Genomic DNA, 20,765 nt, shown 5'->3' on the forward strand with positions numbered 1-20,765 from the left:
AGGGAGAGGGCCTTGCGCATACTTGTGGCGGGATTTGAACATGAGACTAACACGTTCGCGCCTTCAAAGGCGCATTACCGAAACTTCCTGAATGGCGAAGGTTATCCAGCTCTGAGGCGTGGAGCCGAGCTTTATGAGCTTCGGGAAGTCAATCTCGGGGCTGGCGGGTTTATCAAGGCGGCGCTTTCGGCAGGTCACGAGTTGATACCGGTTGTCTGGGGTGGTGCCAGCGCATCGGCTCACGTAACGACGGATGCATTTGAACGTATCGTCGGCGAGATTGCTGAAGCTGCACGCAAGCATTCGTATGACAGCATCTTCATCAATCTGCATGGTGCCATGGTTACTGAAGCCCATGACGACGGGGAGGGGGAAATTCTGTCGAGACTCCGCGCAATTATAGGGCCGGATGTGCCTCTCGTGGCATCCCTTGACCTCCATGCCAATGTGACTGAACGAATGATCGAAGCTGCTGATGGTATGGTCGCGTACCAGACCTACCCGCACCTGGACATGGCAGATACGGGTGCGAAGGTACTCCATTTGCTCGAAGAATACCGCCAAACGCCAGATCCCTGGTATAAAGCCTTCCGCAGACTACCATTTCTTATCCCGATCAATGGGATGTGTACCTTGGTTGACCCCGCACGTCTCGTTTATGAGAAGCTCCGAGAACTTCAAAGTGATGACGTGATCTCACTCTCCTTTGCGCCAGGATTCCCAGCAGCAGACTTCCCTGGATGTGGCCCCACAGTCTGGGGCTACGGACGTGACCGCCAAGCTGTTGAGGATGCCGTCTCGACGCTGGTCGACATGATCGTGGCTGAGGAGCCGAACTGGCGGGTAGAATTCCTTTCGCCGCGAGACGCCGTAGAACAGGCTATGCGGATTTCCGATGAGGCGCGGAAGCCTGTTGTAATCTCCGACACTCAGGATAATCCGGGTGCGGGGGGTGACGGGAATACAACGGGTATGCTCAAGGCACTTTTGGAATGCGGAGCGCAAAACGCAGCTCTCGGTGTGTTTTACGACCCAAAGACTTTCGAGACAGCAAGAAACGCTGGTGTCGGCGCTGAAATAACCATCTCGCTCGGCGGCACATCCGGAGTGGAGGGCGAATCTCCTCTCCACGGCACTTTCCGTGTGGATTTCATTGGAAGTGGGACGTGCACATTCGAAGGCCCGATGTTTCACGGCAACAAGGTCGATCTCGGAGGCGTTGCCTGCCTTAGCATCGAAGGGATCAGCATCGTCGTCAGTCCAACCAAGGCACAGATGTTTGACAGGGTGCTTTACCGAATTGCCGGGATCGAACCGGAAACGAAATCTATACTTGTAAACAAAAGCTCGGTGCATTTTCGGGCAGACTTCACTGATATGGCGGCGGCGATTTTGGTTGCAAAGTCACCGGGACCGATGAAAGCCGATCCAGAAGATTTGCCATGGACCCGCCTAGCTGAAGGAATGCGTATCTCGCCAATGGGACCAGCATTCACCTCCCAGATTTTGGAGAGTTGATAGATGCAGATGTCGGGAGGAGCCAACCCTGGTAGCGGCCGGGGCACTCAATCTTTTTTGATGGATCAGACCGCTTTGCGACGTCGCGGAAATCTGAAATGGTTGAGCTACGGTGAGGATGTGCTTCCTGCTTTCGTAGCGGAGATGGATTACGCCGTCGCGCCCGCAATTAATGATGCATTGTTAAGAATTGCAACCGAGCAGCAGTATGGCTATCCCGCCAGAAGTGGCATCGTCACCCCCGGCTACGCTGCTGAGGTTTATTCGAACCGAATGAAAAAAATGTTCGATTGGCAGCCGGACCCTGACAACGTCATTGTTGTCTCCGACCTGGTACAAGCCATCTTCACGACCGTTCTGGCATTTTCGCAAGAAGGCGATCGCATAGCGATACAGGAACCGTGCTATCCACCGTTTCGTGACGCGATCACCTCGACCGGACGCACGTTCGTGCCGGTCAAAACTGTTGATTATCGGAGCCGATTATCAATCGACTTTGATGACCTCGCGGAGTGCGTACGGCCCCAAACGCGCGTGCTAATGCTTTGCAATCCCCACAATCCAACAGGGCGTGTCCTCGATCGCCAGGAACTGGAAAAACTGGCGGCCCTCGCAATCGAGCACGACATGCTCATCATATCGGACGAAGTACATTGCGAGATCACCTTCGACCAATATCGGCATATCCCCATCGCTTCGATTAACGACGAGATCGCGAAACGAACGATCACTCTGGGGTCAGCTGCGAAATCATTTAATACGGCCGGATTGAAATCTGCGTTCGTTCACTTCGGCACGGCGGCATTGCGGGAGCGCTACCTGAAGGTCTTTCCACGCAGAGTGATTGTTCCGGGCCAAATCATGGGGATCGCCGCTACGGTCGCCGCCTGGGAGCACAGCCACCAGTGGCAAGCCGATGTTCTATCATACCTCGCAGACATGCGCGGCCTTCTTATGCGCCGATTGAAAGAAGAACTGCCGGAGATCAGGGTGCATGCCCCGGAAGGTACCTATATGGCTTGGCTCGACTGCTCCGCTCTGAAGCTGAACCGCCCGGCTTATAACTTCTTTCTCGCCGAAGCGCGCGTTGCCTTGAGCGCCGGGGAAACCTTCCTAACAGGAGGAGAGGCTTTCGCGAGGATGAACTTCGCAACTTCCGAACCAATACTGAGCGAGATTTTGCAGCGCATGACGCATGCGGTGCGCAGTCGCGCATGACCTTCGGCAATGCCGAAGCACCTGAGGAGCGCGGCGTCGCTCCGTGAAGGCCAGCCGGCCGCGTGCGCAATCTAAATGCTTGAAGAAGGAGATATGTCTGTGGATCAAGCCGCAATAGATAGTATTCTGGAAGGCGTCGAGGCAGCGGTGAGTGTCAGAGCGGCTCGCTATGCACAACTCGCGGATGAGATCTGGGAGTTTGCCGAACTGGGTTTCGAGGAAACTCGGTCTAGCAAGGCACAGATCGAAATGCTGGCGGCGGAAGGCTTTAGAGTTACCGTCGGCATTGGTGGGTTGCCCACCGCTTTTGTTGCAGAGCGCGGGGCAGGCAAGCCCGTGATCGGGCTGCTGGGGGAATTCGACGCATTGGCAGGAATGAGCCAGGTAGCAGGGGTGGCTAAACCCGACCCTCTTCGTCCGGGCTCCCCCGGGCACGGTTGCGGACATAACTTGTTGGGAACCGGTTCGGCACTCGCTGCGGTGGCTGCCGCGGAAACGATGGAAAGCTTAGGCATTCCGGGCACCATTCGATATTATGGCTGCCCTGCGGAAGAAGGTGGCGGCGGGAAGGCCTTTATGGCTCGAGCAGGTGTATTCGACGATCTGGATGCAGGGTTTTCATGGCATCCGGGACCCGCGTCTTCCGCTCATATGAATCGAACCAATGCCTTCCTTCAGGTACGCGTGGTATTCCTCGGAAGATCCTCGCACGCGGCCCTGACGCCTCATTTGGGAAGAAGCGCTCTCGATGCAGCCGAGTTGATGAATATGGGATGTAACTATCTACGCGAACATATGGAAGAAGGGGAGCGTATCCACTACGCCTATCGTGATTCAGGAGGCATAGCGGCAAATGTTGTCCAGTCCAAGGTTGAGCTGGCATACATCGTTCGATCGCGGAGCGTCGAAGGCTTGCAACTGCTCGCGACACGTGTCGAGCAGGTCGCCCGCGGAGCGGCCATGATGAGCGGGACAGAGGTGGAGTTTACGATTGAATCGGGAATGTCGCCTTATCAACCAAACTTGACTCTGACTAAAATGATGCATGAGCAGTTCACCGCGGTCGGCTCACCGGACTTCGACGAGAAAGATATAGAGGCAGCAGCCGCTTTCACCGACACACAAGACAGGCGCAACCGTCCACTGGACGACGAAATTGCGCCGCTGTCAGATCATGTGGGCAATTCCCTCGGTTCGACCGACGTCGGGGACGCGTCAATTGTGACGCCATTCGCGCAGATTTGGGTTGCGAGCTTTGCCCGCGGCACAGCGTTTCACTCATGGCAACTTGTCGCACAGGGCAAATTACCGGCTGCCCACAAGGGAATGTTGCAGGCGGCCAAAGTTATGGCAGGATCTGCCGTTCGTGCGATTCAAGATGCGGACTTGCTTGAACGGGCGAGACAGGAACATCTGCAACGGAATGGGGGGGCACGTTACAATTGCCCGATCCCAGACCACGTCCTGCCGCCTTTGCCGCGCTCTCAAGCCCGAGAATAAGGTACGGGGCAATCCTGCCCGTCAGGGTATAAGAAATGCCGTGGAACCGATGCTGCCGGACCGTTTGCCCGGGCGCTCTTCAAAACCGCGCCGAATATCCGTCGGAGTATGCGGGCTCCCGAAGGCGGGGGTCCGTTATTGGCCGGCTCCGGCTGCGACCGCTTCAGACCCTCGAAGTAAAGGAGCGGAAAAGTCAGCGGACTGTTCTCCTGTGGGGCCGGCGCACTGGAAGCGTGCTTGACTGATATCATTTAGTTCTCTGCTCACGGATCCGGGCCCATCGTGTGGACACCAGGGTCTCATTCATGCGACCTCCACAGCGGCACTCATTCTGCAGCGCTAGAGCGCTTGGCGTGCCTAATAGACGCGCTGCCAAACCGCAAGGAGCTGCTCGAAAGGGTCGGCTCGGGCAACGCTGCTCATCCTCCCTGATCGTGCCAGTTCGCAGAAACCTGCTAGCCCCACCGCACCCGCAAGTCTTGCGTCAGGTCCACTGCGCACCCGCGCCGCTGAAGACCAAGTGGTCCAACCACCGTGTTGCCTAGTGAGCAACACCGATTTGCTTCCTTTGCGGTTTTACGGCGCACGCAACTCCGCTTACGTTTCAAGCAAAGAACAAAGGCGGTTGTTATCCCCGCGATAGCGATAAGCCAAATAAAGAAAGAGGTGGAACGATCATGACAACGACAAGACGCAATTTCTTATACGGGACGGTGGCCTTCACATTCCTCGCAGCAGGCCATAGAACGCTTGCTCAATCTCAGCCAAATGTGATGCGGTTTGTGCCGGCTGGAAATCTATCGTCAATAGATCCAATCGTAACAAGCGGATATCCGATCCGCAATCACGGCTATTTGGTATACGACACCCTGTTTGCGGAGGACGAGAACTTTGAAATCCATCCGCAGATGGTGGATAAGGCCGAAGAGAGTAACGGCGGCCTCTTATACACCCTCACACTTCGGCCCGGGCTAAAGTTCCATGATGGCGCGCCAGTACGTGCCCAAGACTGCATCGCGAGCATTAAACGCTGGGGCGCAAAGGACGGCTTGGGGCAGTCTTTGCTTGAAGCGACGGAGAGGCTTGAAGCGGTCGATGACAACACGATCCGGTTCACCCTAAAATCGACATTCCCACTTATATACACGGCTCTCGGGAAGTCCTCCACCCCGGTATGCTTCATCATGCCGGAGCGCGTCGCGGGCGCCACTGATAGCAAGACGCAAATCAAGGACGCCACAGGTTCAGGTCCCTATCGCTTCCTGCCCAACGAATGGGTCCCTGGCAGCAAGGCAGCCTATGAGAAATTCAAAGACTATGTTCCGCGCAAGGAAGCGCCAAGCGGCATCGCTGGCGGAAAGCAAGCTAATTTCGACCGCGTGGAGTGGGTTATCATTCCGGACCAATCGACCGCAGTCGCCGCCTTGAAGCGTGGCGAAATCGATTGGTTCGAAAAACCGGACCTCAACCTCGTAGAACTTCTCAGGGGAGATCCCCGCATCGTCGTCGACAACTACGATCCATACCAGGGAACTTTCCTTCGATTTAACCAGCAGCAAAAGCCGTTCAACAATGTGAAGATCCGTCAGGCGGTGATGGCTTCGATCAAGCAGGATGACGTCCTCGCCGCAATGGTCGGCGAAGGCAACTACCAGGTCTGCAAGTCGTTCTTCTTCTGCGGCACACCAATGGCCTCCGGGTCCGGTTCGGAGGTTATGAAAGGCGATCCCGCATTGGGCAAGGCCATGCTCAAGGAAGCCGGTTACAACGGCGAGAAAGTAGTCCTGATCTCAGCAACCGACATCCCTTGGATTCACTCTGCCAGCTTAGTCGTTGAGCAGCTTTTACGTGAAATCGGAATGACGGTTGAGGTCCAGACTATGGATCTTGGAACGTATTTCACCCGTCGAAACTCAACTGAACCGGTCGAAAAGGGCGGCTGGAGCGCCTTGGTTTCGGGCGCTGGATCGGTTGATTTTCTAAGCCCGGCTCAACATCTCGCATTGCGTGGGAATGGTCTTGCCGGATGGCCGGGGTGGCCAGATGACCCCGAACTGGAACGCTTGCGCGCCGAGTGGATGAAAACGGGTTCTCAGGCCGAGCGGAAGAAGATTGCAAGTGACGTCGAAGCCCATGCGTTTCAGTCTGTGCCTTACGTACCGCTGGGCCAGCGCTCCCAGATCACCGCTTATCGCAAAAATATTAGCGGTATTGTGAAATCTCCTGCGCCGCTGTTTTGGAACGTTAAGAAGAACGCCTAACGCGGAAGTTCTCCACCCACCAGGCCGCGCTTAAGGCGCGGCCATTACGGCATGTTTTCGAGAATCGGAAGAGCGTCTGTGGTTGAAACTATTTTATCCATTCGGAATCTTGAGGTTGCGTTCCTCTCAAGTCGAGGCACGTCGCGCGTTGTCAATGGCGTCTCATTCGATGTCAATTCAGGGGAAACGCTCGCCATAGTTGGCGAGAGCGGCTCGGGAAAAAGCGTGACGAGTTTGGCAATCACACGTCTTCTAGATCCGCGATCAAGCTCGATCAAGGGGCAGGTAATGCTTCACGGTCGCGACCTCACCGCCTTGCCAGAGCGGGAAATGCGCCGGGTGCGCGGCGGAGAGGTCGGGATGATCTTTCAAGAGCCTATGACAAGCCTTAACCCGGTCCTGCCGGTTGGTCGACAACTAGCGGAGACGCTTGTCCTTCATCGTAAAATGTCGACGTCCGAAGCCCGCGCGGAGACGAAACGGCTGTTTGACCGCGTAAGTATCCCGGCGGCTGCCAGTCGTTTAGATGACTTTCCTCACCAGTTTTCGGGTGGCATGCGCCAGCGCGTCATGATCGCACTGGCGCTCGCTTGCCGACCTAAACTTCTGATCGCCGATGAACCAACAACGGCCCTGGACGTCACTATCCAGGCGGAAATATTGCAGTTGTTGCGCCAGCTGCAGGCCGAAGAGCAGATGTCCATACTGTTTATCACCCATGATATGGGTGTGGTGGCGGAGATTGCGCATCGTACGCTTGTGATGTTTCGCGGCAATGTCGTCGAGCACGGTGACACCGTAGATGTCTTTCATCAGCCAAGGGACAACTATACGCGCACACTTTTAGCTGCTGTGCCGCGCCTTGGGTCTATGGCCGGGCTATCAGAGCCCACCCATTTTGTTCTTCCTGATCAAGATCAGACGACCGCTGTACCGGCCGCAGCAATATCGACCTCTGGCAACGCGGCGAGCGAGACGACGTCGCCCGTCCTGGAAGTCAAAGATCTGGTCACCCGCTTCGCCGTAAACAATGGTTTCTTTGGAAGGCTTGGAGGAAGGGTTCATGCAGTCGAAAACGTCTCCTTCAGCCTGAAAGCAGGGGAGACCCTAGCGGTGGTCGGTGAATCAGGCTGCGGTAAGTCCACCACCGGCCGGTCCATCATGCGGTTGGATAATCCGCTGAGCGGTGAAATCATCCTGGATGGTCAAGATCTGATGAAAAGTTCGGCTGCCGAATTGCGCAAGGCCCGGACCAAAATGCAGATGATTTTTCAAGATCCTTACGCGAGCCTCAATCCCCGAATCCGGATCGGGGATGCCATCGCTGAACCAATGCTGTTGCACGGCATGACAAACAAAAGCGACTCTAAGGATCGAGTTGCGAAGTTGCTGCGGGAGGTTGGACTCCAACCAGATATGATGAAACGATATCCGCACGAATTCTCAGGCGGACAGCGCCAACGGATTTCGATAGCACGCGCTCTTGCCGTTCGACCGAAACTTATCATCGCGGACGAGGCGGTGTCGGCACTTGATGTGTCGGTGAAGGCGCAAGTGGTCAACCTTATGCTCGACCTTCAGAAGGGGTTAAACTTATCCTACCTCTTTATCTCTCACGATATGGCTGTGGTGGAACGGGTCAGTCATCGCGTGGCCGTGATGTATCTGGGGGAGATTGTGGAAATCGGACCCCGAGCCTCAATTTTCGGCAATCCAACGCATCCCTATACCCAAAGACTGCTTTCGGCGGTGCCGGTGCCGGAGCCGCGCGAGCGCGGTAAACGCCCCGCGCCCCCTATCCGCGAATTGCCCTCGCCAATCAAATCACCCGATTACGTCCCACCGCGTCGCACGTACCGGGAAGTCTCTGCCGGGCATCTTTGCCAAGAGTGGGATCCAATAGTCTGGGCCCGCTGATCAAGTCCCGGAAGCCGCTTGCTTCAAATTCAGGCTATAGGAGAGCCTCTTGAGAGTTTTCATTTCGACTCTGGCGACAGAAACAAATACGTTTTCGCCATTCCCATCCGTCCGTGAATCATTCACCACCCGCGAGTATTTCCGCGGTGACGGGGGGCTTCGTCCTCCTGTTCTTGGTAATATTCCTTTGATCGAATGGCGTCGCTTAGCCACAGCGGACGGGGACGAGGTGGTCGAAAGTATATGCGCTTTCGCAGCGCCAGCAGGAAAAACGCAAAAGGCTGCCTACGAAGGATTACGAGACGAAATCCTGGAGGATCTCCAGCGAGCGCTGCCGGTCGACAAGGTTTTGTTGTTCCTACACGGAGCTATGGTGGCTGAAGGATATGACGATTGTGAGGGCGACATTATCGCCAAGGTTCGGGAGGTGGTTGGACCATCCGTACCGATCGGTGTCGAAATTGATCTTCATTGCCACCTGACGGAACTGATGTGCAACAGCGCCGATATTATTGTTGCATTCAAGGAATATCCGCATACTGACATCGCAGAACGGGCTCGAGAGGTCTACGAGCTCGTGGCCCGGACAGGGGCCGGTGAGATCAAGCCGGTGATGGCGCTCGAGGACTGCCGGATGATCGGCGTGTGGCGCCCGCCAAGCGAGCCAATGCGATCATTCGTGACCCGCATGTGCGAAGCTGAAGGACGCAATGGAATCTTGTCTGTCTCGTTCGGACATGGCTTTCCGTGGGCTGACGTACCAGAGGTAGGAGCCAAGATGCTGGTGGTCGCAGACAACAATCTTGAAGCCGCGACAAATACAGCCAAACGATTCCGTCAGGAATTGTGGGATATGCGAGATGCTGCGAGTCAACAGTACGACACGGTCAACGAGGCGATAACAGCAGCGCTTTCCTCCGTTGAAGCACCCATCGTTTTCGCGGATGTCGCAGACAATGCCGGCGCTGGCGCGGCTGCAGACAACACAAACATTCTGCGGGGTCTGCTGACACGAAATGTGGAAAATGCAGCGATTGGCTGCTTCTGGGATCCGGTTGCTGTTCAGATGTGTGTTGAAACTGGGGTTGGCGGCGAGCTTGATCTGCGTATCGGCGGGAAAATGGGCCCCCAGTCCGGAGACCCGATCGACTTGCGCGTAAGGGTCATGGGCATCAAGCGGGATCACTCTCAACCTGCGCTGAGCGGCGGGCGCATGAGCCTTGGCACAGGCGTTTGGGTGCGGGCCTCGGGGCTCGATATTATTCTGACCTCGACCAGACTTCAAACGCATTCGCCGGAAGCGTTCACCGCGCTCGGATGCCACTTAGCCGACAAAAAGATCATCGTGGTCAAATCGATGCAGCATTTTCTCACGGGCTTCGGGCCACTTGCCGCCGAAGTGCGATACGTCGATGCCGGCGGATCCGCGTCGACGCAATTCGCAAATCTACCATATTCCAAAAAGACAAAGCCTTATTGGCCGGCATCCTCGAATCCATTCGAGGCAAGCACCGGACATTCTGGAGTGGAGGTCCGATGATGTCTCTTCCGTTCAAGCCAATCTTTGGAGAGTAGTCATGACATACTTCGTCGCGCGACGCATTCTGGCGGCTCTTCCGGTTATGTTCCTCGTCGCACTGATCGCATTTTCGCTGCTTTACTTCGCGCCAGGTGATCCCGCAGCCGTTATCGCCGGAGATATGGCGCGTCCAGCCGATATTGCAGCAATCCGCGAGTCCCTCGGGCTCGATCAGCCATTTCACATACGGCTTGGGATCTTCCTCTGGAACACGTTCCACGGCAATCTTGGGACTTCCATATTCTCCAACAAGCCGGTCATCACCTTGATCGCGCAGCGGCTTGAACCGACCTTATCATTAGCGGCGCTTACCATTGTTATTTCGATCGTGGTGGCGGTCCCACTCGGCACCCTTGCCGCCTGGCGCGCACGTGGTATTTTCGATCGCTTTGCGATGGCGGTGGGTGTCTTCGGTTTCTCAGTTCCGGTGTTTGTCATCGCGTATTTAATGATCTGGTTCCTGTCCGTCAAACTGGCGTGGTTTCCAGTCCAAGGCTACACCCCCTTGACCACAAGTTGGTCGGGTTGGTTATACAATCTCATTCTGCCTGCGCTTTCCCTCAGCACGGTCTACACGGCCTTGATAACCCGGATCACACGAGCGAGCGTAATCGAAGTCCTTTCCCAGGACTACATTCGCACAGCAAGGTCGAAAGGACTGAGCGAGTTTGTGGTACTATGGCGTCATGCCTTGAGAAATGCGGCCGTACCGATCGCAACAATTGTGGGGATTGGCGTCGCACTGCTCATGGGCGGCGTGGTTGTTACCGAAACGGCGTTCGCGATCCCGGGTCTTGGCCGCTTACTGGTCGACGCAATCCTGCAACGTGATTATCCGGTTATTCAAGGTGTACTGCTTCTTCTTTCAGCGATTTACGTAACAGTGAACCTGTTGGTTGATATTAGCTACGCCGTATTTGATCCCCGAATCAGAAATTAATCCTATGGCCCTTACCATCGAAAACACTCCCTCCCGTTTCGCGCTTTGGCAGCGTCTAGTGTCACAGAACCTATCAATGGTGGTTGGTGGCATCCTGCTGACAATTGTCCTTTTGATCGCGCTCGTTGGACCACTCGTCCACACGGTCGACCCGAACGCGATTTCACCCTTAAGAAGATTGAAACCACCTTCTTCATTGAACTGGTTCGGAACCGATGCCTTGGGGCGCGATGTCCTTGCGCGCGTGATCGCCGGCGGTCGAGTATCTTTGCTTGTCGGGGTATCTGTGGCAACATTATCACTCGCCGCCGGCATCCTGCTTGGCCTTCTTTCCGGCTTTTTCAGGTCGGTTGATGCAATCATGAGCCGCATTCTGGAAGCCTTTATGGCCATACCGGCCGTTCTACTCGCAATTGCCCTAATTGCGCTCACAAAAGCGAGCGTAGGCAACGTCATCATTGCGTTAACGATTTCGGAGATCCCACGCGTCACTCGTCTTATGCGCTCCGTTGTCCTCACGCTGCGCGGCCAGCCATTCGTCGAGGCAGCGATTGCTTCCGGAGCGCCGATACCTCACGTTCTTTTCCGCCATATGTTGCCAAACACTCTTGCGCCGCTGATCGTCCAGGGAACCTTCATCTGCGGATCCGCAATCATCGTTGAGTCAATCTTGAGCTTCATCGGCGCCGGTACGCCATCATCCGTGCCGACTTGGGGGAACGTTATTGCCGACGGTCGCAACTTCTTCCAAATCTACCCCCACATGATTTTTTTCCCGGCCTTGTTCTTGTCCGTAACAGTTCTCAGTATCAACCTCATCGGTGATGGCTTGCGGGATCATCTCGACCCTCGGATGTCACGCAACATGTAACTAAGATGCGCGGGCGGCGGGAGATCCACACCGTCGCCCGCCTGAAGCGAGGTTGGTCAAGATGCGGGAGATCAATGAGCGGCGACTTCGGTACTTCTACAATGTCGCACTTCACGGCTCTATTCGTCGAGCGTCAGAGGAGTTGAACACTGCACCTTCCGTCGTTACGCGACAACTGAGACTGCTCGAGCAGGAATTGGGCGTTAAGCTTTTCGAGCGTGACGTCTCGGGCAGCAAGCCGACGGATGCTGCTCAATTTCTCCTCGACTACTGGCATTCCTCCCGTTCGCTGATGGAAATCCTCGAAGAGCGCATCGAGGAAACTCGAACGTTGAAGCGCGGCAAGGTTCATATATCGCTTTCGGAAGGATTTCTAATTGATTTCGTCGACAATGTTGTCAAACCGTTCAATCGAGACTTTCCAGGGATAGCGCTTTCCGTAAACACACATTCGGTCGGAGACATCGTCGACCATGTCGCCTCTGATATTGCTCATCTGGGCATTGTCTATAACCCGCCCAAAGTCAGCTCCATCCGTTCCTTCCTGCATGTGGACGTCCCGATCAAGCTGTTTGTGAGTCACGACCATGAACTGGCAAGTGCGACGGAACCGATAACGTTAGCTCACGCCCTTTCTTATCCGATTGCGAAAATGCCCAATGACTTCGGGCTCGGAAGAACGACAGAATTATTAGCAGATTCAAAGCGAATTCCCCTGAATGTCGTCTTTTCCTCAAATTCCTCTCGCGCGATCGCCCATTTTATTTGCAATGGGACTGCTGTCGCATTTCTTGGCCCGCGGTATGTCACGGCCGAATTCGGCAGCGGCCAACTGAAGCCGATCGAGATCGCCCATCCATTGTTGACGGAAAACCAGGCGAATGTGATAGCGCGATCCGGCCGCACGCCTACCAAGGCGATGACCACCATGATCGAGTATATAAAAAGGCATTCGAAAATTTTTGGCAGACGTTGACTTCGTAAAAAGGCGGTGCCGAGCGAGCAACACCACCTCGCAGCGTTTGCGCATATCGTCCTTGAGACACGCTTGGTAGCGTCCTTGTCGGAATAGGTACTTCTGTTCTTGGCAAAAAACGAGGAGGCACTACGTGGCGTTGGGACATCGAATTCAGATTGAAGAGTTGACAGCAGAGGCGTTTGCACCCTTTGGGCGAGTACTGGAGCCATCGGAGACGGCGGACTTCGACCTTCCAACCAAAAGTCTTCACAGGTTTCCCTGGCAATGCGACGCGCCGGTCATCGTCCAGCTCCTGAGCTTCAAGCCGCAGCCATTCAAGGTTCACAAGATCGAAAGGCATTTCCACGTCACAGAGTCCCGCATGCATATTGGCGGATCCGCGACTGTTATCGTCGTGAGTGAACCTGCGGAAGAGGTGCCCTCGCCAGTGAAACTGAGGGCGTTTCGCCTAGATCGTCAGGGGGTGATGTTCAAGCAGGGAACTTGGCATGCCGTCGATGCATACCCGCTCGGCGCGGAGCCTGGACTATTCCTTTTCCTCTCGGACAAAGAAACGCAGAGCGAATTGTTCGATAATCCGGTTGCTGATCCGAGACGAAGCGTTATTCGAACATACGACGAAAATCCGCCGGAAATTTGGGTGGATTAAGATGGTCGGGAATCACCCAATTTCACGCGCAGAACGGATCAGGGGAATTGAGGTTTCGGGTATCGTCCAGATCTCCGAATCCGCTGCGCGCCTACGGGCAAAAGGTAAATACGTCATCGATATGGGCATCGGGGAACCTGACTTTCCGACGCCGGAACATATCGTGGAGGCTGCCTGTCAGGCGGCTCGGGAAGGCAAGACCAGATACACCGCAAATTCGGGCGTGCCAGAACTGCGGGAAGCGATCGGGAAGCGTCACGACGCGGAGGCGAAGGAAGTACTTGTAAGCGCGGGTGCTAAACAGGTGATCTTCAACGCGTTCATGGCAACTCTGAACGCTGGTGACGAGGTGATTTTCGCCGCACCATTCTGGACAACCTATATGGACGTTGTGCAGGTCGCCGGAGGCCGGCCTGTGATCGTACAAACAGCAGACACCGGGCTGAAGATTACTCCAAAGGAACTAGAGGCTGTAATTACTTCACGAACCCGTTGGTTGTTGCTCAACAATCCTGGCAACCCTTCAGGTGCCATGTATCAACAGGCTGAACTAGAGGCCCTTGCAGATGTCCTAAGACGCCATCCGCATGTCGCAGTCATGAGCGATGAGATTTATCGCGAGATCAGTTATATGCCGTTTGTCAGCCTGCGTAACGCAGCGCCCGACCTGCGGGAGAGGATGCTCATTGTCGATGGAGCATCCAAGGCTTATGCGATGACCGGATGGCGTATCGGGTGGGGCGTTGGTCCTTCCTCCCTGATATCCAGCATGGCGATCATTCAGGGCCAGTCAACGTCCTGTCCATCCTCCATCTCGCAAGCGGCTGTGCTTGCGGCGCTAACGGGCCCTAATGATTACCTGGCCGAGCGGTGTCGGTCATTCCGGGATCGCTCGGTGTATCTCGCCGACAAACTGCGAGAAACAGGAATATTCGAATGCGCGGTCCCCGATGGCGCCTTTTATCTTTTCCCACGCTGCACGTTGGCGTTTGGCAAGCGAAAGCCAGATGGCAAAGTCATTGAAAACGATGACGATTTCAGTAGGTACTTGATGGAGGAAGCGGATGTCGCCGCAGTTCCTGGACATATTTTTGGTAGCCCAGGCCACTTGCGGATGTCGTACGCCTTAGGCCAAGACGCATTGGAATTGGCGTACGATCGCATAAAGGCTGCGTGCGCGAGGCTGGATTAGTTACCAGCCGCACGGAAATTTGATCCCGGTCATGCCGGGATCATTGCTTTTTGGGTTCCACCCGCATCTGCATTGGGGCCGCCCTGATTTCGGAAGTCGGCCAGGCCACACATGCGTACATGCCGCGGAAGCTTTCGAGCCTGAGAGGCAAGAACGAATAACTAGGCCAGTGCGATGACTGCTTCGACTTCGACTTTAGCCCCCAAAGGTAAAGCTGCGACCTGGTATGTAGCTCGAGCAGGGTAGGGTGCTGTGAACGCTTCGCCGTATGCAGCATTTATGTCTTTGAACTGCGATAGGTCCGTGACCAGCACGGTGGTCTTAAGGCAGTTCGACATTGACGTCCCGGCGGCGTCGGCAATCGCACGGATATTCGCGAGGCACTGCCTGATTTGCTCGGCAGGCTCATCCGAGGAAAATTTCCCCGTCAATGGATCGATCGGCAGTTGTCCCGACACGAAGAGCAGCCCTGCATGAATTCTGGCTTGCGAATATGGCCCGATAGCCGCGGGGGCTTTATTGGTGTTGACGACTTCTAAACTGGACATTGACGAACTCCGATGTGGGTGAAACCAACGATCTACGGGGCGGAACTCTATACTTGGCCGGACCCGATCCCATTCGCGTCCGGTCAATCTCGGGAACGACGTTGGCTTGAGATTAAGCCTTCTGGAGGTTCCAAGCGATGGGGATTGGGGCTTTGAGCATCCCAGTGATCGTTTTAAGTCTGGCCGAAGGTGTTTTGAATTGGCCAAGCGGCACGAAAGGCGCAGTCATGAAGGTCCGCATCTCGATTTTCTTTGTAACGGAAGCCCTCGCATCGTCCGATGTCGCCTGAATCCAATCAAGTCGTAGGGCTTCGAGATCTGGATCTGTCGGCCAGCCGGGCCAGGTTGTTTTGCCCGTGGCCTGCAGCCCGAGATGCGTGGATGGATCTAGAATGTCGGTCACGTTCCATCCAGCATGGAAGATAGACCAGCCGCCCTTATCAACCGTTTCCATGTTGGTCCGGCGGGTATAAAACGTGCCAAGGTCCATGGCCTGAAGCTCGACGTTCATGCCAAGTTGCTTGAGAAGCGCTTCGGTAACCAAATTAGCGTTATACAACCAAACAAGGTCAGTAGGTGCGAGCAGGACGATTTTTTCCCCCTTATAGCCGGCTTCCTTGATCATTTGCTTGGCTTTATCTACATTGCCAGTCATCACCTCACTACCGGCGCCGCTTGATGAGGGCGTGCCGCAGAAGAACATTGACTTGCATTCGTTGTACATTGCCGGGTCGCCTGCTTCCGCCGCCAGATAATCCAGCTGGCTGACAGCCATCATGATCGCCTGACGGATTTTCACGTTGTCGAAAGGCGGATGAAGGTGGTTAAACCGAATACAGGTGATGTAACCGAAGTCATCGAAGGGTGTGAGGTCAATCTTCGGTTCATTTTGGAGGAGCGGCAGAAGATTCATGTCTGGATTATGGTACCAGTCGATCTCTCCACGGACGGCTGCGGCTGTCGCAGTCGCGGCGTCCGGGATGATGTGCCATTCGTATCGATCGACATAGACTTTTTTGCCGCCCGTTGTTCCGCTCGGCTGCTCGTCTCGCGGAATATATCCGTCGAATTTCGCGTAGACGGCCCGATTTCCCGGCACCCACTCATCCGCAACGAAACGGAACGGACCGGATCCAACTGCTTCAGTAATGGATGTATTTGCATCTGTCCTAGCGATCCTCTCTGGCATAATAAAAGGAGCAGGGCCGCCGATTTTGCCGAGAGCTTCCGGCACCAAACCGAAGGGTGACTTGAAGCGAAAGCGCAACGTTTTATCGTCAACGGCCGACACATCATCGGCGAGTGCGAACATCCGCTGACCGAGAGGATCTTTTTGGCCCCAGCGACGCAGACTTGCAACACAATCGGTGGCGCGCACGGCCTCACCGTCGTGAAACTTCAGACCGCTCCTCAGCTTGATTGTCCAGTCCTTCTTATCCTGAGACGCCTCAAAGCCCTCCGCCATCTGCGGCTTCGCCTTCAAATTTCTGTCCAAGCCGAACAGCGTGTCGTAAATTTGGTAGCCGTGGTTACGGATCGGCTGTGCAGAAGTCACGACGGGATCGATTCCTGACAGATTAGAAATAGGAACGACTTTTATAACCTTCTGTTCTGCTCGACCAATCGATGGAGTTCCGAGTAGCGCGCTACCAGCCGCGCTGGCTGCGGCGCCCTTCAAAAACGTTCTTCTCTTCATGTTATCACCCCAGTTGGATACTTGCCCTCTTGCAGCGGATCGCTGCTTTTATATTGTGTGTCATAGCCCCAAACGCTGGGGAGTTCTTTTGACAACGATGACAGAATGCGTCTTCCTCAGCGTGCGAGAAAGATGCAATGCGTCGTTCAAGCCGTTGCCTCCAAGGCAACATTTCGGGGGTGGTATGAGAGACATTCATCCGCAGCGACTGAGATACTTTTACGCTGTTACCGTCAGTGGATCGATCAGGGGCGCCGCTGAACGATTAAACACGGCCCCATCAGTGATTACGCGCCAGATTCGGCTGCTCGAGGAGGAACTTGGTGCGAAGCTATTCGAGCGGACAATCTCTGGAAGCGCGCCAACTGAAGCCGCAGTCGAGGTGCTAAAGTATTGGAAGGCATCGCGGCTGCAACTTGAAGACCTGGAACAAAGAATCAACGAGATTGGTAACCTTAGTCGAGGTCATGTACGCATGGCGGTCGGAGAGGGGTTTGCACCGGGTTTGCAGCAGCAAGTGATTATCCCGTTTTCTGCGTTGCATCCCAATATTCACTTCACGGTCGAAGTATTGGGTGTCACAGATATCCTGGAGGCCGTTGCAGACGGTATTTGCCATCTCGGTATTGCATTCAATGCGCCAGCTTCTCACAGAGTGGTCTCGCTAGCGGAGGTAGATGTGCCGTTGCGAATGCTAGTTCGTCCTCAGCATCCGCTCGCCGCAGCAGTAGGCCCTTTGACCATTCGTGAGGCGTTTTCTCACCCTCTCGCGCTGCTCACGCCGTCCTACGGCATCCGCAAGATCCTCGACCACATTGCATATTCCGAGGAAGAACAGATGATCGCGGCATTGACGACGAACAATCTGCGGATGTTGATTGATCAGGCCTTGAAAGCCGATATCGGGACCTTTCTGGATCCATTTCATGTGGCTGAATATCTTGAAACAGGGCAACTGGTTGCGCTGAGCATCGATCACCCGCTTCTTGTCTCAGGGAAGGCCTCTATCCTTGTTAGATCTGGACAAACTCTGCCAAAGCCTGCGCGCGAAGTGCTGGATTGGATCCTGAACAAATCTAGCGTTTTCGCCAAGCGCTGAAGGGGCGTTCGACATTCGGCAACGGAGGGCGGCTTCTTTTGCTGCTTTGAGAAATGAACCGTCCGCGGGATCTAGCGCTTACAGGCGATTTTTGAGCTGTTACGCCAGACTCCCGGAGGTCCCCATGAAAGAGAACGTTCCAATCTTTGACGGCCATAACGACATTCTTTTGAAACTCTATAATCAACGATCAGATGATCCAGCCCGCGCGTTCATCCACGGCAACAAGAGCTTTCATATCGACTTGCCTAAGGCGCGCTCTGGCGGGTTGTTTGGCGGGCTCTTCGCGCTCTATTCGCCGTCCCATGACAAGATATCATTCGCTGGAATGACGGGCGGTAGTTATAGAATACCGATGCCGGCGCCACTGGTTATCAGCGAGGCGCAGCCGTCTGTTTTAGCAGAGCTTTCTATCCTCCTTCGTATTGAACGCGAGTCAAATGGCGCAGTGCTTCGATGCATGTCCACCCGCGAAATCCGGGCAGCGCGTGATAGCGGCGCTCTTGCAGTAGTCGTTCACCTGGAAGGCGCGGAAGCAATTGACGAAGACTTGCACTTTCTCGACATCCTCTATGGCTGTGGGCTGCGCTCGATCGGGCCGGTCTGGAGCCGCAACAATATCTTCGGCTACGGGGTACCTTTCCATTTTCCGGCGTCGCCCGACTTGGGACCGGGCCTCACACATGCGGGTGAACGCCTCATCAAAGCCTGCAATCGGATGAAAATCCTTGTTGACCTCTCCCATATCACGGAAATGGGCTTCTGGGACGTCGCGCGCCTCTCGACCGCTCCTCTCGTCGCAACGCATTCGAACGCCCACGCCCTATGTCCGAGCCCACGCAATCTAACTGACAAACAGCTGGATGCTATCCGAGATACCGGAGGGCTAGTGGGGCTGAATTTCGCAACGTGTTTTCTGCGTAACGACGGGGAGATGCGCACCGATACGCCAATCGATCTGCTTATCGAGCAGCTTGATTATCTCCTGGAGAGGGTTGGAGAAGATCATGTTGGCTTGGGTTCAGATTTCGATGGAGCAGCGATACCAGAGGCGATCGGCTCTAGCGCTGGCTTGCCGGTACTTATGGATTCGTTGAGAACCAAAGGGTATTCGGATACGCTATTGCTGAAAATCGCCTCCGAGAATTGGCTGTCGGTTCTCGCGCGTACGATCGACTAGGATCACCTGCGGTCGGCGCAGCATGGGTTGGCAGTTGATCCTTGGCGACCTCATATAGCGCTCCAGATAAGCTACCGTGCTACACCATCATCAGGAGCTAGATGGTTGAAGAGTTAAATTAAATCGTAAGAGAAAGAGGCGCCGAAATAATTCCGGCGCCCCTTTTTTTAAACAAATCTCAAATGGGTGCGAAATATTAAGAAGTAGTCACACCTGGTAAGTTGCGAGCTCAGGAGCTATTACGCTCTTGCCATTTGAGAAGCGGATCGCATCTTGCGAGGCCCTGTCTGGATAAAGCTTGCTGCAATTATCCCCATCACCACACATGCTCCAATGAATACCCACCCCAGCGAATAGTCTTTTCCGGCCTCGTTGACGACGACCAATGCAGCAAATATTTTCGCGCTGAATGCGGCGACTGTATACCCGGCACCATTCACGAATCCCATCGCCTTTCCGTAAACTTCTGGCGTGAATATCTCCGCGGGAACCGCAAGGAATGGTCCCCAGGCCATGTTGCCGAAGAACCCCATGCCGCAGAGGCAAAATGCCAGCATTACTGGATGGGCTTCACTGAGAGTGGCCAACAAAAAGATAAAGGGGGCGAGGCCGATGAAGCACGTTAGGATCATAATCCTTCGGTTACCTTTGAAGACTTTGTCGGAAAGATATGAGGATGAGAAACTTCCGATTGCGCCGGCGCCGAAATAGAGGGCGCTCCATAGCCCCATTTCCTGAAGCTTAAAATGAAATACGTCGGAGAGGTAAAGCGGTATCCATGTCAAAGCGCCGTAAAGGGTAATCTGCATGACGATATCGACAAAGATCACAGCGACGTAGCTTCTGTTCTTGAACAGATCCAAAAACTTGACGTCATGCTTTTGAAGGATTTGGTTTTGGGCGTCTCCGTACGATCCTTCTCGGATATCGCCGCGCTCAATTTCGTCCCGGTAGGCGTATTCCAAATCCGCCGGCGTGGCTTTCTTATAATGTTCCGGTCGATCAAAAACCAGCAACGCAATCATGATTAGAGGCACGAGACCGAATGCCGCTGTCACATAGAAAACAATCCGCCAATCGCCGGCGGCATGGGCGAATTGTGTCGCGAAAACACTTGCCCAGGCAGGAGTGAGGATCCAAGCCCATGAAAGGAGCGCTTGAGCCCTCGCACGCCCTTCTTTGTTAAACCAGCGCATCAAGATACGTGCCGAAGGTACGTATTCGGTCCCGACAAGAGCGCCGAACAACGCCATTCGGAAAAAATACTCGTCCCTTGTTTGGATATGCGCCATCCACGCCGTCATGACGGACCAGGCGATAACGGAGAATATCAAGATACGCTTGGCCCCGAACTTATCGGTCAGAATCCCGGAGACGTATTGCGACGGCCCGTAAAACAGAAGCATCAGAAATGCTCCAGTTCCAAGATCGCTGACCGAGAGACCCACATCATGCGCGATGACAGGGTTCAGGACATTCGTTTTAACTCGATCCAAGTACTGAATACTGTAGGCCGCGAAAAGGGTAAAAGCGATTACCCATCGATAAGGGACTGTTTTCATTATCTCCTCCACATTTTTGTGAACACACGCCTCCGTTCGTCGCAGAGCCTCTGCGA

General features: G+C 54.8%; 16 protein-coding genes. 13 read left to right on the forward strand and 3 right to left on the reverse strand.

Annotated features, from left to right (window positions below):
* Window positions 1–12: 12 nt before the first annotated feature.
* The 11 genes from PH552_RS00835 (at window position 13) to PH552_RS00885 (ending at window position 14,624) form a co-directional block, all read left to right on the forward strand.
* The gene (locus PH552_RS00835; protein WP_285165358.1) at window positions 13–1,518 is read left to right on the forward strand and encodes a M81 family metallopeptidase; all 1,506 of its coding nucleotides are present in this window, start codon (window positions 13–15) and stop codon (window positions 1,516–1,518) included.
* Between the two features lie 3 nt (window positions 1,519–1,521).
* Window positions 1,522–2,736: a MalY/PatB family protein gene (locus PH552_RS00840; RefSeq protein ID WP_285165359.1), complete on the forward strand. Its 1,215-nt coding sequence runs from the start codon at window positions 1,522–1,524 to the stop codon at window positions 2,734–2,736.
* A gap of 99 nt (window positions 2,737–2,835) precedes the next feature.
* Window positions 2,836–4,236: an amidohydrolase gene (locus PH552_RS00845; protein WP_483315459.1), complete on the forward strand. Its 1,401-nt coding sequence runs from the start codon at window positions 2,836–2,838 to the stop codon at window positions 4,234–4,236.
* Window positions 4,237–4,913: 677 nt separating this feature from the next.
* Window positions 4,914–6,497: an ABC transporter substrate-binding protein gene (locus tag PH552_RS00850; RefSeq protein ID WP_285165361.1), complete on the forward strand. Its 1,584-nt coding sequence runs from the start codon at window positions 4,914–4,916 to the stop codon at window positions 6,495–6,497.
* A gap of 51 nt (window positions 6,498–6,548) precedes the next feature.
* A complete protein-coding gene (locus PH552_RS00855) occupies window positions 6,549–8,414 on the forward strand; it encodes an ABC transporter ATP-binding protein (protein ID WP_483315460.1) in 1,866 nt (621 codons plus the stop codon).
* A 49-nt stretch (window positions 8,415–8,463) separates the two neighbouring features.
* On the forward strand, window positions 8,464–9,954 hold the full coding sequence (locus tag PH552_RS00860; RefSeq protein WP_285165363.1) for a M81 family metallopeptidase: 1,491 nt from the start codon (window positions 8,464–8,466) through the stop codon (window positions 9,952–9,954).
* A gap of 37 nt (window positions 9,955–9,991) precedes the next feature.
* Entirely contained in the window at window positions 9,992–10,933 is a 942-nt protein-coding gene (locus PH552_RS00865; RefSeq protein WP_285165364.1) for an ABC transporter permease, read from the forward strand.
* A gap of 4 nt (window positions 10,934–10,937) precedes the next feature.
* Window positions 10,938–11,804: an ABC transporter permease gene (locus tag PH552_RS00870; protein WP_285165365.1), complete on the forward strand. Its 867-nt coding sequence runs from the start codon at window positions 10,938–10,940 to the stop codon at window positions 11,802–11,804.
* Between the two features lie 61 nt (window positions 11,805–11,865).
* Window positions 11,866–12,780, forward strand: coding sequence for a LysR family transcriptional regulator (locus PH552_RS00875; RefSeq protein WP_285165366.1), 915 nt, complete (start codon window positions 11,866–11,868; stop codon window positions 12,778–12,780).
* Between the two features lie 133 nt (window positions 12,781–12,913).
* The gene (locus tag PH552_RS00880) at window positions 12,914–13,432 is read left to right on the forward strand and encodes an ureidoglycolate lyase (RefSeq protein WP_285165367.1); all 519 of its coding nucleotides are present in this window, start codon (window positions 12,914–12,916) and stop codon (window positions 13,430–13,432) included.
* A gap of 1 nt (window position 13,433) precedes the next feature.
* Window positions 13,434–14,624, forward strand: coding sequence for a pyridoxal phosphate-dependent aminotransferase (locus PH552_RS00885; RefSeq protein WP_285165368.1), 1,191 nt, complete (start codon window positions 13,434–13,436; stop codon window positions 14,622–14,624).
* Window positions 14,625–14,785: 161 nt separating this feature from the next.
* Here PH552_RS00885 and PH552_RS00890 read toward each other — a convergent pair whose 3' ends face one another.
* The gene (locus PH552_RS00890; protein WP_285165369.1) at window positions 14,786–15,172 is read right to left on the reverse strand and encodes a Rid family detoxifying hydrolase; all 387 of its coding nucleotides are present in this window, start codon (window positions 15,170–15,172) and stop codon (window positions 14,786–14,788) included.
* Between the two features lie 112 nt (window positions 15,173–15,284).
* Window positions 15,285–16,868 carry an ABC transporter substrate-binding protein gene (locus tag PH552_RS00895; protein ID WP_285165370.1) on the reverse strand — a complete coding sequence of 528 codons (1,584 nt, stop codon included), beginning with the start codon at window positions 16,866–16,868 and terminating at the stop codon, window positions 15,285–15,287.
* 184 nt (window positions 16,869–17,052) lie between these two features.
* On the opposite strand from PH552_RS00895, the gene PH552_RS00900 reads away from it, so the two are divergent.
* A complete protein-coding gene (locus PH552_RS00900; protein WP_285165371.1) occupies window positions 17,053–17,967 on the forward strand; it encodes a LysR family transcriptional regulator in 915 nt (304 codons plus the stop codon).
* Between the two features lie 124 nt (window positions 17,968–18,091).
* Window positions 18,092–19,147: a dipeptidase gene (locus PH552_RS00905; protein WP_285165372.1), complete on the forward strand. Its 1,056-nt coding sequence runs from the start codon at window positions 18,092–18,094 to the stop codon at window positions 19,145–19,147.
* A gap of 239 nt (window positions 19,148–19,386) precedes the next feature.
* Here the strand turns inward: PH552_RS00905 and PH552_RS00910 are convergent, their stop codons facing one another.
* Window positions 19,387–20,709 carry an MFS transporter gene (locus PH552_RS00910; protein WP_285165373.1) on the reverse strand — a complete coding sequence of 441 codons (1,323 nt, stop codon included), beginning with the start codon at window positions 20,707–20,709 and terminating at the stop codon, window positions 19,387–19,389.
* Window positions 20,710–20,765 lie beyond the last annotated feature (56 nt).

The organism is Rhizobium aureum, from assembly GCF_030182495.1.
Lineage (GTDB): Bacteria > Pseudomonadota > Alphaproteobacteria > Rhizobiales > Rhizobiaceae > Rhizobium > Rhizobium tropici_C.

What these genes read in the sequence shown, in the direction of transcription:
- PH552_RS00840 (WP_285165359.1), top strand. Translation starts at nt 1,522, where the DNA reads ATGCAGATGTCGGGAGGAGCCAACCCTGGTAGCGGCCGGGGCACTCAA.
- PH552_RS00850 (WP_285165361.1), top strand. Translation starts at nt 4,914, where the DNA reads ATGACAACGACAAGACGCAATTTCTTATACGGGACGGTGGCCTTCACA.
- PH552_RS00855 (WP_483315460.1), top strand. Translation starts at nt 6,549, where the DNA reads ATGTTTTCGAGAATCGGAAGAGCGTCTGTGGTTGAAACTATTTTATCC.
- PH552_RS00865 (WP_285165364.1), top strand. Translation starts at nt 9,992, where the DNA reads ATGACATACTTCGTCGCGCGACGCATTCTGGCGGCTCTTCCGGTTATG.
- PH552_RS00870 (WP_285165365.1), top strand. Translation starts at nt 10,938, where the DNA reads ATGGCCCTTACCATCGAAAACACTCCCTCCCGTTTCGCGCTTTGGCAG.
- PH552_RS00875 (WP_285165366.1), top strand. Translation starts at nt 11,866, where the DNA reads ATGCGGGAGATCAATGAGCGGCGACTTCGGTACTTCTACAATGTCGCA.
- PH552_RS00885 (WP_285165368.1), top strand. Translation starts at nt 13,434, where the DNA reads ATGGTCGGGAATCACCCAATTTCACGCGCAGAACGGATCAGGGGAATT.
- PH552_RS00890 (WP_285165369.1), bottom strand. Translation starts at nt 15,172, where the DNA reads ATGTCCAGTTTAGAAGTCGTCAACACCAATAAAGCCCCCGCGGCTATC.
- PH552_RS00895 (WP_285165370.1), bottom strand. Translation starts at nt 16,868, where the DNA reads ATGAAGAGAAGAACGTTTTTGAAGGGCGCCGCAGCCAGCGCGGCTGGT.
- PH552_RS00900 (WP_285165371.1), top strand. Translation starts at nt 17,053, where the DNA reads ATGAGAGACATTCATCCGCAGCGACTGAGATACTTTTACGCTGTTACC.
- PH552_RS00905 (WP_285165372.1), top strand. Translation starts at nt 18,092, where the DNA reads ATGAAAGAGAACGTTCCAATCTTTGACGGCCATAACGACATTCTTTTG.
- PH552_RS00910 (WP_285165373.1), bottom strand. Translation starts at nt 20,709, where the DNA reads ATGAAAACAGTCCCTTATCGATGGGTAATCGCTTTTACCCTTTTCGCG.